The 11,200-nt window shown below is 62.3% G+C and carries 9 protein-coding genes; 7 read left to right on the top strand and 2 right to left on the bottom strand.

Features of this window, described 5'->3' with window-relative positions; translation table 11 throughout:
• From AC1VS5_RS08680 to AC1VS5_RS08655, 6 genes are all read left to right on the top strand, one after another.
• Positions 1-2,358, top strand: a 2,358-nt coding sequence (locus AC1VS5_RS08680; protein WP_481218372.1) for a cation-translocating P-type ATPase, incomplete at its 5' end; no start/stop codon positions are given.
• A 35-nt stretch (positions 2,359-2,393) separates the two neighbouring features.
• Entirely contained in the window at positions 2,394-3,047 is a 654-nt protein-coding gene (locus AC1VS5_RS08675) for a potassium channel family protein (protein ID WP_022349872.1), read from the top strand.
• 8 nt (positions 3,048-3,055) lie between these two features.
• Complete coding sequence (locus AC1VS5_RS08670) at positions 3,056-3,715, top strand: NAD-binding protein (RefSeq protein WP_481218371.1); 660 nt, start codon at positions 3,056-3,058, stop codon at positions 3,713-3,715.
• Positions 3,716-3,806: 91 nt separating this feature from the next.
• Complete coding sequence (queA, locus tag AC1VS5_RS08665) at positions 3,807-5,027, top strand: tRNA preQ1(34) S-adenosylmethionine ribosyltransferase-isomerase QueA (protein WP_481218370.1); 1,221 nt, start codon at positions 3,807-3,809, stop codon at positions 5,025-5,027.
• A gap of 180 nt (positions 5,028-5,207) precedes the next feature.
• Positions 5,208-6,659: a hypothetical protein gene (locus AC1VS5_RS08660; RefSeq protein ID WP_481218369.1), complete on the top strand. Its 1,452-nt coding sequence runs from the start codon at positions 5,208-5,210 to the stop codon at positions 6,657-6,659.
• A 211-nt stretch (positions 6,660-6,870) separates the two neighbouring features.
• Positions 6,871-8,010 (top strand): aldo/keto reductase, encoded by a 1,140-nt coding sequence (locus AC1VS5_RS08655; protein WP_481218368.1) that lies wholly within the window; start codon positions 6,871-6,873, stop codon positions 8,008-8,010.
• A gap of 677 nt (positions 8,011-8,687) precedes the next feature.
• Here the strand turns inward: AC1VS5_RS08655 and AC1VS5_RS08650 are convergent.
• Together AC1VS5_RS08650 and AC1VS5_RS08645 are read right to left on the bottom strand one after the other, a co-directional pair.
• On the bottom strand, positions 8,688-9,356 hold the full coding sequence (locus AC1VS5_RS08650; RefSeq protein ID WP_481218367.1) for a helix-turn-helix domain-containing protein: 669 nt from the start codon (positions 9,354-9,356) through the stop codon (positions 8,688-8,690).
• A 209-nt stretch (positions 9,357-9,565) separates the two neighbouring features.
• Positions 9,566-10,216, bottom strand: coding sequence for a lactate utilization protein (locus tag AC1VS5_RS08645; protein ID WP_417058140.1), 651 nt, complete (start codon positions 10,214-10,216; stop codon positions 9,566-9,568).
• Positions 10,217-10,482: 266 nt separating this feature from the next.
• Between AC1VS5_RS08645 and AC1VS5_RS08640 the strand changes: the two genes are divergently transcribed.
• Positions 10,483-11,157 carry a phosphatase PAP2 family protein gene (locus tag AC1VS5_RS08640; RefSeq protein ID WP_481218366.1) on the top strand — a complete coding sequence of 225 codons (675 nt, stop codon included), beginning with the start codon at positions 10,483-10,485 and terminating at the stop codon, positions 11,155-11,157.
• Positions 11,158-11,200 lie beyond the last annotated feature (43 nt).

Genomic DNA, 11,200 nt, shown 5'->3' with positions numbered 1-11,200 from the left:
ATCGCGAGTTCAGACTTGCAGGTGAATCAATCCACGCTAAACGGCGAGTCCACCCCGTCGCGCAAGACCGCGGACGCGGTGCTCGAAGAGGGGCTTTCCGCCGCGGAGATTCCCAACCTCGTCTTCGCTGGCACGAGCGTGTCCGAAGGCAACGGCCGCGCGGTGGTGTTTCGCATCGGCATGGACACGGAGTTCGGCAAGATCGCGAGCCTCACGCAGAACATGCAGGCGGCGGAGAGCCCGCTCACGCGTCAGCTCAACCGCCTCACGAAGCAGGTCACGATCTTTGCCATGTGCATGGGCATCGCGTTCTTCTGCCTGTCCCTGTTCGTGGTGCACGAGCCGTTCGCGTCATCGTTCATCTTCGCGCTCGGCATGGTCGTGGCGTTCATTCCCGAAGGCCTGCTGCCTACGGTGACGCTTTCGCTCGCTATGGCGGTGCAGCGCATGAGCCGCCGGAACGCCCTGGTGAAGAAGCTCGATTCCGTGGAGGCGCTTGGCTCCACGAGCGTCATCTGCACGGATAAGACGGGTACGCTCACGCAGAACGAGATGACCGTGAACCATCTGTGGACGGCGACGCGCGAGTACGAGATCACTGGCGTAGGGTACGCGCCCGAAGGTCAGATAGAAGCCGAGGGACGCAGTTGGCGCGCTGTGGACGATGCGGATCTCGAGCTCCTGCTCGAGGGCGGCATGCTCTGCGGCAACGCGCGCCTCGCCGAGCCGGAAGGGGAGGGAAAGCGCTACGAGGTCTATGGCGACCCCACGGAGGCGTGCCTCATCGTTTCCGCGCAGAAGGGCGGCATCGATCGCACCGAGCTCGAGGCGCGCATGCCCCGCGTGAAGGAGCTGCCGTTCGAGAGCCGCCGCAAGCGCATGACGACCGTGCATGCCCTGCAGTACCCGCTGGACGGGGCGCGCCGCATCGCGTTCACGAAGGGCGCGCCGAACGAGGTCGTGCGGCTTTCGACCCATGTGCGCGTGAACGGCGTGGTCGAGCCCATGAGCGAGGAACTCCGCCAGCGCATCATGGAGGCAAACGACACGTATGCCGCCGACGGCCTGCGCGTGCTTGCGGTGGCGTACCGCCCGCTCGACGGCGCGAACGCGGAGGCGGGCATCCCCGATGCTATGAGCGATTACACGCCCGAGAACATCGAGTGCAACCTCACCTTCGTGGGGCTCGAGGTCATGATGGATCCGCCTCGTCCCGAAGTCGCGGCGGCTGTGGCAGAGTGCCATCGCGCGGGTATCCGCATCGTCATGATCACGGGCGACTACGGTCTCACCGCGGCGAGCATCGCGCGGCGCCTGAAGATCGTGGAGGGCGAGGGACTATCCGTCATCTCGGGTTTCGAGCTTTCGAAGATGGGCGATGAAGAGCTCAAGGAGAAGCTCGCCGGCCAAGTTGTCTTCGCCCGCATGGCACCCGAGCAGAAGCTCCGTGTGGTCACGGCGCTCCAGGAGATGGGCGAGATCGTGGCCGTGACGGGTGACGGCGTGAACGATGCTCCCGCGCTCAAGAAAGCCGATATCGGTGTAGCCATGGGCATCACCGGTACCGATGTGGCGAAGGAGGCGGCCGATATGATCTTGACGGACGACAACTTCGCCTCGATCGTCGCCGCGATCGAGGAAGGGCGCGCGGTCTACAGCAACATCCGCAAATTCCTGCTCTACATCCTGAACTCCAATGCGCCCGAAGCGGTGCCGAACGCTGTCTACCTGCTCTCGGGCGGTGCCGTGCCGCTGCCGCTCACAACCATGCAGATCCTTACCATCGATCTGGGCACGGATATGCTGCCGGCGCTCGGCTTGGGCACCGAGCCGCCGGAGGAGACCATCATGGATCAGCCCCCGCGCGATCCCAACGAGCGCCTGCTCAACCGCCGCGTGCTCGTGAAGGCCTTCCTGTGGTATGGCCTTATGGCCTCGATCGTCGCGATGGCGGGTTATTTCCTGGTGAACGTGCTCGCCGGCTGGCCGGGCATCCCGCTTGCCGGCTTGGGCAACGATAGCGACCCGGTTTACATCCAGGCGACGACCATGACGCTCGCAGGCATCATCTTCGCGCAGATCGGCCAGGTCATGAACTGCCGCACCGAGACCACCTCGGTATTCAAGATCGGTCTCTTCTCGAACCGCCGCATCCTCATAGGCATCGTGTTCGAAGTGGTGCTACTTGTGATCCTCACCACGTTCCCGCCGCTGCAAGGCGTGTTCCACACCGCGCCCCTGGCCTGGCAGGATTATGCGTTCCTCTGCTGCATCCCGCCTGTGGTCATCGCCATCGAAGAGGTCCGCAAGGCATGGCTGCGCCGCCGCGAGCGGGCGCGTGCCGCCGCGAAGCGCTAGAGTTGAGGGTATACACCATCTGAAAGGTGGAGATTATGAACGTCATTATCGTAGGCATGGGTTTCATCGGATCGGGGCTCGCGTGGAAACTCGCGCGGCAGGGGTTTTCGGTCACGGCGGTCGACCAAGACCAGAAAGCGCTCGATGCGCTGGGCGATTCGTTCCCCGGCAAACGCGTGTGCGGCATCGGCCTCGACCGCGACGTGCTTCTGCGCGCGGGAATCGACCGCACGGATGCCGTCGTTTCCTGCATGCGCTCCGACGAGGCGAACATCGTGGTGGCGCACGTCGCCCGCTCGACGTTCCGCGTGCCCCGCGTCATCGCGCGTCTGCACGATCTTACGAAGGCCGATACGTACCGTCGCCTGAACATCCAGACGGTCTCGCCCAATGCTTGGGGCATCGCGCGCATCGGCGAGCTCCTTACCTACAACCATCTCGATAACGTGTTCGAAGTGGGATCGGGCGATGTGCGCCTGGTTCGCGCGGACGTGCCGGCGCTGCTCGACGGTGCCACGGTGCGCGAGATCTCCGCGCTCGGCGAGGTGCAGATCGTGAGCGTCTCGCACGATAACGAAACGTTCATCCCCACGCAGGGCACCGTGCTCGCCGCCGGCGACATCATCTACGCTGCCGTGGCGACCTCTGCCAGCAGGAAGTTCAAGCAGATGCTCGGCATCACCGATTAGGAGGAATCATGCAGGTCATCATTGTCGGCGGCGGCAAGACCGGCGCCCATCTCGCCTCCCGCCTTACGGACGACGGCATCGCGGTCACGGTCATCGAGCAGCGCGCTGAAGTCGTCGAGCGCGTGCGTCGGATATGCCCGAACGTTTCCGTTATCGAGGGGAGTGGTTCGGATCCCGAGGTCTTGGAGCGCGCGGGCGTGCGCATCGCGGATGCTGTCGCGGCTGTGACGGGGTTGGACGAGACGAACCTCGTGACGTCGATGCTCGCGAAGATGGAATATGCGGTGCCGCGCGTCGTGGCGCGTGTGAACAACCCGGCGAACGCGTGGATGTTCACGCCGGTGAACGGTGTGGACGTGGGTGTGAACCAGGCTGAAATCACAGCGCGCTTCGTGATCGAGGGCATGGATGTGCATGACATGTACACGCTCATGAAGCTCGGCCGAGACGAGCACAGCATCGTGCAAGTGACGGTGGGCGCGCATGCCCGCGTGGCGGGACTCGCCCTCAAGGACGTCCCGTTCCCGGCGGAGACCATCGTGACCGCCGTGGAGCACGAGGGCAACCTCATCGTGCCGAACGGTGGCACCGTCTTGGAGTCGGGCGATGAGGCGATCATCTTCACGAGCGAGGAAGGCCGCGACGAGATTCGCCGCCTCTTCTCATAAAGGCAGCGTGCGGCTACCTCGCTTCAGAACGGGTCGTTTCGTTTCGGCATCCGTGCTAAGCTATTCAGCCGGATAAGAAAGCGAGGTAGCCATGCGTACCGATGATTTCGATTACAACCTGCCCGAGGAGCTCATAGCCCAGGCACCGGCGGAGCCGCGCGATTCGTGCCGCCTGCTGGTGCTGCACCGCGGCGAACCGCTTGCGACCACGGGCGAGACCGTGCCGCTTGCTCATGGCGGCAGCGTGGAGCACCGTCACTTCTACGACATCATCGACTACCTCGAGCCGGGCGACCTTCTCGTGGCGAACGAGACCCGCGTGATGCCGGCGCGCCTCATCGGGCGCAAGGCGAAGACGGGCGGTATGGCCGAGACGCTCCTTCTCAATCGCCGTGAAGACCTCGACCCGCTCGGGCACGTGTGGGAATGTCTCGTGAACCCCGGAAAGCGTCTCAAGCCCGGTGCGGTCATCGAATACCGCGCGGGCGGTCCGCATGCACCCGAAAGCGCGCCCGTGGTGCTTGTGGGGGAAGTGCTTGACTTCGTGCCCGATAGCCGCGGCGGACGCCTCGTGCGCTTCACGCCGAAGGGCGAGAACGCATCGGGCGTGTCGCGCACACTCGATGAGGCGATTCATGCCGCGGGGCACGTGCCGCTGCCGCCCTATATCACCGATTACGAGGGAGACCCCGAGAAGTACCAGACCGTCTACGCCATGAGCGAGGAACACTCCGCCGCCGCCCCCACGGCCGGGCTCCATTTCACGCCCGAGCTCATCGAGCGCATCAAGCAGAAGGGGGTCGGTTGGGCGACGGTCGAGCTCGAGGTGGGGATTGACACCTTCCGCCTTGTGGAGGAGGATGATCCCACCGAGCACGTCATGCATACCGAGCGCTACCACGTGCCGCAGTCGGTTGTAGATGCCGTGCACGCCACCAAGGCGGCGGGGCACCGCGTGATTGCCGTGGGCACGACGGCGGTGCGCTCGCTTGAGAGTGCGTGGGACGCTCAGGCCGCCGCGTCCGAGCCCCCTGTTGTCGCGCGCCGGTTCGAGAATGCTCCCGGCTCGGCAGTGGATGGCATGGGCGATATCGTCGCTCGGGAGAATGCTACGACGAACCTCTACCTCATGCCTGGTTCTACCTACCATGTGGTCGACGCGCTTATCACCAACTTCCACGTGCCACGTTCGACCCTCATGATGCTCGTCTCGGCTCTCGCCACGCGCGAGCAGATCATGGATGCCTATCGCGAGGCCGTGCGGGAACGCTACCGCTTCTTCTCGTTCGGCGACGCCATGCTCATCGAGTAAGCCCGTCCGCTGCCTGGGGCTCTCGGACGCGAGCCTTGTCTCGGCGCTTGCGCGGGCGGAAAGGGCGGGCGGAAAGATGCTGACGTTGCAAAAAGCGGATGCCTGTGGCCCCGATGTCCGCAGGGGCGTATATCATTGGTGGAGAGATTCGTTCGTCTACGATCGACATGGGAGAGAACGATGGTTGACGATTTCGATACCAAGATTGATGACATGGAAAACGAGCAGGGCGGCGTCTTGGAGGGCGCTGCCGATGTCGATGCGCCCGCCTCTGATTCTGCCGCGGCCACTGCTAAGGAGGTCGATGCACTCGAGGGAACCGCAACGGCCAATGCGCCCGAGGACGCGGGTGCGGCGGCGGATGATGCGCCACGCATCCCCGAGTTCCTGCAGCATCCCGCCACGGGAGCCGCGCCCCGCACATCCCAGGTGGTAGACGAGGGGCCCGTGTCAGCCGAGGAAGCTCCTGGGGCCTCGCCGGTCGAGGCGGTCGGCTCCTTCTTCTCCGAGGGGGCGGCGGCGGTGCGTGAGATGAGCGCCGCCCGCAAGGCGCATGCCGAAGCGCGCGAGCAGCTCGAGCAGCTCGATGCCACGATCGCCGACGAGGAGACGGAGCTCGCCCATCGGCGCGAGGTCGCTGCAAACTACCATGCGATCATATCCAGCGAAACCGCGCGTCGCGACGATGCAGCCAAGGCAGAGCAGGCGGCGGAGGCCGAGCAGGCGCGCATCCAGGGCGAAATCGATGCGCTCAAAGAGCGTTTGCAGCAGATGAAGGACGCGGACTCCCAAACCGAGAAGCGCCTCAAGGCGGCTCTTGATGCCGCCGAGGCCCGGGAGGCGTCGTCGCGCGAGAATGGCGCGCGCCTGCAGCGCCGGCTCGACGATGCGAAGCGGAACCTCGAGAAGGCCGAGGAGGATCAGAAAAACGGCGTCGCCGCCGCGCAGGCGGCGGTGGAAAGCGCCGAGTCTCGCCTCGCTATGCTCCACGACGAGTATGCCGAGGTCCAGCGCAACCCCTCGGCAAATTCCGCTGCCTATAGCGTGCGCGCTGACGAGTTGCAGACAGAGATTTCCGATGCTGCCCACGAGTTGCAGTCCGCACGGGACGACCTTCCCCGCATTACGCAGGAACTTGAAGACGCCCTCGCCCATGCTCGAAAGGCGGTTTCCGAGGCCGAAAAGCCTATGGACGACGCGAAGCAGGCCTTCCGCGAGGTGAGCTCTGCCGCAGACGAGGCGCGCAACACCTACCGCGAGGCGAAGGATGACGCAACGGAGCGCCAGCGCAAGCTGAAGGAAGAGATTTCCGGCAAGGAAAAGGAACGCCGCGCGCAAGAGCAGGCGGCAGAAGATGCCCGTGCCGAGGCCTCGGAAGCCCAGGCGCTCATTGACGAGGCGAACGATATTTATGCGCATCCCGAGGTTACCGAGACGATCGCCGCGCGCCTCGAGGCGGACCGGGCGGAGCGCGAGGAGCAGGCTGTTGAGGTGGAACAGCTCGCGAGCACAGAGAAGGCGGTGCGTGAGCGCACGCGTGGGTCGCGCGCGAGGTTCATCGGCGCCATCGTGGGCATCGTGGTGCTCGTGGTTGCCGTCATTGCGCTCGTCATCGTGTTCATGAACCGATAGCTCACTTCTGTGCGTAGATCGATTATCGCGGTGGGCCTGTAGCCTTGTAGCTGCAGGCTCGCTGCCTTGCGCTTCGCTGCCGAAACCCTCTGAAGCTTCGGCGTTCTTCGTGCCGCCCCTTGACTTGGAGTTCACTCCACCATCTACCATGGGTGGCGACATGGCCATGGGTGCCATGAGACGGCAAGCTCACATAACAGAGGGGATGCGCATGCTGTACAAGGATTTTCAGGGGCTCAAGCTTTCGGCGCTCGGTATGGGCGCCATGCGCCTGCCGGTGATCGACGGCGACGATACCAAGATCGACCAAGCCGCTACGCAGGAGATGGTCGATTATGCCATCGAGCACGGCATCAACTATTTCGACACCGCGTGGGGCTACCACGGTGGGCAGTCCGAGATCGCCATGGGCAAGGCGCTCAGCAAGTATCCCCGCGACTCGTTCTACCTTGCTACGAAGTTCCCCGGCTACGACCTTTCCAACATGGACAAGGTCAAGGAGATTTTTGAGAAGCAGCTCGAGAAGACGGGGATGGAGTACTTCGACTTCTATCTCATCCATAACGTCTGCGAGATGAACATCGATGATTATCTCGACACCAAGCACGGCATCATGGATTACCTGCTCGACCAGAAAGACGCTGGGCGCATCAAGCACCTGGGATTCTCGGCGCATGGTGCCATTCCGGTGATGGAGCGCTTCATCGATTTCTACGGCGACTATCTTGAGTTCTGCCAGATCCAGCTCAACTATCTGGACTGGGAGTTCCAAGATGCGCGCGGCAAGGTGGAGCTGTGCGCCAAGCATGGTCTGCCCGTGTGGGTCATGGAGCCGGTCCGCGGCGGCAAGCTTGCTAACCTGCCCGAGGCCGATGCGGCGCGCCTCACGGAGCTTCGTCCGGACGAGAAGCCCGTTGCCTGGGCATTCCGTTTCATCCAGGGCATTCCCGAGGTGTGCGTGACCCTTTCCGGCATGTCCAACTTCGAGCAGATGCGCGAGAACATCGCCACGTTTGAGGAGGAAAAGCCTCTCAACGACGAAGAGCGGGCGGCGCTCCAGCAGGTCGTCGACGGCATGACCGCTCAGCACACGGTCCCGTGCACCGCGTGCCATTACTGCACGAGCCATTGCCCCATGGGGCTTGATATCCCGAAGCTCCTTGAGATGTACAACGAGGCCATGGTCACCGGTGGTGCGGGCGGGTTCATTCCGAGCATGTTCGTAGGAACGCTTCCCGAGGACAAGCGCCCGAGCGCCTGCATTGGGTGTGGGAGCTGCGAGGCGGTGTGCCCGCAGCAGATCAATATCCCCGATACACTTGCAGGCTTCGCCTCGAAGCTGGCCGGATAGGAGCAGCCTCGCCGGCGGTTGGCGATTGAGCCGTAGTTGGATGAGGCCCTGCAGCTTTGGTAGCGGTTGCCATGCCGTTCGCCGCCATTTTTTAGCCGTCTGCGGACTCGCTCAGGTTGTCGAGGTATTCGTGCATGGGAATGGGTTTACGGGGAACATATAGCAATGAACATCCAAGTCGCTTCAGGAAAGCAAGCGACGACCGAAGGAGGCGAGTCCAATGGGTACAGAAGATATAGCACAAGCATTCGGGCTCGTTGCCTGGGGTCTTGAGGCTTAACCGTTGTGGGTGCGCAGAGGCGACCCGTTGGATTCCGTCAGAGCATGGAAGCAAGCTGTTGAGAAGACCTTAGAACGACCGGGTGCATCTATAGCTTGTGCGCGTTCGGCTGGTCCTGGGGGACAAAGTGGACGCAATGACGAATAGATGCATTGGGGTGAGTCCAAAGTATTGAACAGGCCGAGGGGCGGCGCAGCAGAGGAGGCGCCGCCCCTCGCTTTGTGCCGTTCTGGGTCATTCTGGGACGGGTTTGTTTTGACTCGTTTTGACCCCGCCCGCTGCGAATGAGTCAATATGGGACGGGTTTGCTTTGACTCATCCGCAGCGATAGCTCAAGACAGTTCGTCCTAAAACGGCAGTTTCAAAACGGCACGACTTCGGCGCGAGCGAAGCCGATCTATCGATTGAACCAACGGTCTGCATGGCGGCCTATAACCGCGATCAAGCTTGATGCGGCAATCGCGACGATGGCACTCAGGGGCGTGAGCCATCCAGCTCCGGCGAGGGCGATGAGCATCATCGCATCGCATAGCAGGCAATTCCAAACATAGATGTGCGAAAGGATGGACCTCGTCAAACGCATGCCGAGGGATTTTTCTTGCTGCATGTGCTCGAGCAGATGGGCGCTTATGTCACCGATGGTTTTGAGCCCATTACGGCGCGTGTATCTGAGGTAGGGAATGAAGGACATGATCCAGATGCCGAGCACGAAGGCCTCTGCCACCGCTATTGACAGCTCCTCTTCATGATTGGGGGCGTTTGCTGCGAAGAGCCTTAGGAGAGAAGAGGAGACCCAGCATACTTGCATGAGGAAGAAGAGTACCAGAAAACGGCGTGAATCGGCATCGAAACGCTCGATGATATGAGGGGCGTCGTTACCGATGAGGGCGTCGACCGAGGTATCAAAGGCTGTGGCGATGGCTTTAAGGCTCGCGATATCTGGAAGGGTCTTGTTGCGCTCCCAATTGGATACCGTTTGACGGCTCACCTTGCAGGCAGCGGCAAGCGCTTCCTGCTTCATGCCGTTCGCTTGGCGATGCTCTCGGATGCGTGTGCCGATTTCCATAGCTTGTCCCTTTGTGGCTCGCCGAATGTCCCTGCGGCACCAGTATGGCTCTTCGTATGGCGCGTGCCGCTGACTATCGCGTCAAAATGCTTTGACATCTCGGTCATTCTGGGACGGGGTCATTCTGGGTCATTCTGGGACGGGGTCATTTTGACCCGCCCGCTGCGAATGAGTCAAAACAACCCCGTCCCATATTGGCTCACATTGGCTCAGTAGCCGAGATCCTCCCCGATGAGCACCACGCGGATGCGGCCATCGTGGCGGCTGTGGCGCGTGACCACCACGTTGCAGCACATGCAGCGCTCTGCATGGCATCCCGAACAGACGCCCGCAACCTCGCATGGCGTGTTGGTGTGCAAGCGCGCGGCATTGAGCGGGCAGGTCACCGTTCGAATGCGCTTGATACCGGCTTCCACGTCTGCCACGAGCTTGTTCATCCCTGCGAGCACCACCACGTGCGCGGGGCCGTGCAGAAGGAGCGACAGGCGGTCGGAGTTGCCGTCGATGTTAACGAGCTCACCGTTCAGCGTGAGGGCGTTGGCGCTCATAAAGAACCAATCCGCCGAAGTGCGGTTGCGCCACATCTCGCGTTGTTCCTCGGGCGTGGTTGCGGTGGTGCGGTCGAGCATGCGGTAGCAGCCCGCGTTCTCGAGAGTCGCCTTCATGCCGGTTTCCTTGAACGTCTCGCTGCCGCCCCAGGTTACGGAGTCGCCTTCGTGCATCCAGGAGCGCACAAGCTCCACGGCATCCGAGCTCGTTGCGCAGAAGTGGCCGCTCATGCCATGGCGCTCGAGTTTCTTGATAACGGTCGATGCGGTGGTGCGATATGCTGCGAGTGCGGTTTCGGTGCTTTTGGCCATAGGTGCTTCCCTTCGGTTGGCGCCGCGCTGAATAAGGCCTATGGTACGAGAAATGCCGGCCACATGCTTTTGTCATCTCGAGCTGTAATCTTGAGCATATGGAAACATCAGGCGATTGAAGCGCGCGGAATCACCAGCCGAGCGACCCCAGCCGATGTACTGGGCCTGCAGGCTTTCCCAGGTGCATCGTCGATCGGGATGGTCGGTGTAGTTGCGTCTGGGTATGATGTGTTGAACTGGGTGGATGTGGACGAAGGGTCTGGTTCATGGCAAAAAGATGGCTGGAGCTCCTGCGCGAGAACAAGCGCGTGGCGATCGTGGCGGCATGCACCATCGTGTTTCTCGTGCTTCTGGAAGATGTTCTCGAGGGCGGGCTTATCAAACTCGATGAGGCCGCGTATGTGCTCATTGTCGAGCATCTGCGCACTGATTGGCTCACGCCTATCATGGAGTCCATCTCGGCGCTTGCCACACCGGTCACCCTCTTGGTGATGCTTTTGCTCATCGTCGCCTTCGCGCCGGGCAGGAGGCCGGGCGCGTGCTGTGCGCTTAACCTAGCACTCGTGGTGGTGCTCAACCAGGTGCTCAAGTTCCTCGTCCAACGGCCTAGGCCAGAGGGCTTTCGCCTTGCGGCAGAAACGGGGTTCAGTTTTCCCTCGGGCCACTCGATGGCCGCGATGGCGTTCTTCGGCCTGCTCATTTGGATGGTCTGGCACTACGAGCGCGATCGTGCGGTGCGCATCGGGTGCTCGGTGGCGCTTGCGGCGCTCATTGTCGCTGTGGGCGTGAGCCGCATCTATTTAGGTGTTCACTATGCGTCAGACGTGGTGGCGGGCTTCTGCGTGAGCCTCGCCTGGCTTGCCTTCTATACGCGTGCGGTGGCGCCGCTCTTTTTGGGAGAGGCACCGGCGAGGGAGGCGAAGGTGAGGGACTCGGATTAACCCGTGGCCTGCTTTCGCTAAAAATTGTCGTACTCTTTATAGA

The organism is Enorma sp. (genome assembly GCF_982429025.1).
The sequence above is the reverse complement of the archived record's forward strand: the minus strand, read 5'-3'. Positions and strand labels throughout refer to the sequence as shown.

Excerpts from the sequence above, each read along its gene's own strand:
- AC1VS5_RS08675 (WP_022349872.1), top strand. The coding sequence starts at position 2,394 with ATGAACGTCATTATCGTAGGCATGGGTTTCATCGGATCGGGGCTCGCG.
- AC1VS5_RS08670 (WP_481218371.1), top strand. The coding sequence starts at position 3,056 with ATGCAGGTCATCATTGTCGGCGGCGGCAAGACCGGCGCCCATCTCGCC.
- queA (WP_481218370.1), top strand. The coding sequence starts at position 3,807 with ATGCGTACCGATGATTTCGATTACAACCTGCCCGAGGAGCTCATAGCC.
- AC1VS5_RS08660 (WP_481218369.1), top strand. The coding sequence starts at position 5,208 with ATGGTTGACGATTTCGATACCAAGATTGATGACATGGAAAACGAGCAG.
- AC1VS5_RS08655 (WP_481218368.1), top strand. The coding sequence starts at position 6,871 with ATGCTGTACAAGGATTTTCAGGGGCTCAAGCTTTCGGCGCTCGGTATG.
- AC1VS5_RS08650 (WP_481218367.1), bottom strand. The coding sequence starts at position 9,356 with ATGGAAATCGGCACACGCATCCGAGAGCATCGCCAAGCGAACGGCATG.
- AC1VS5_RS08645 (WP_417058140.1), bottom strand. The coding sequence starts at position 10,216 with ATGGCCAAAAGCACCGAAACCGCACTCGCAGCATATCGCACCACCGCA.
- AC1VS5_RS08640 (WP_481218366.1), top strand. The coding sequence starts at position 10,483 with ATGGCAAAAAGATGGCTGGAGCTCCTGCGCGAGAACAAGCGCGTGGCG.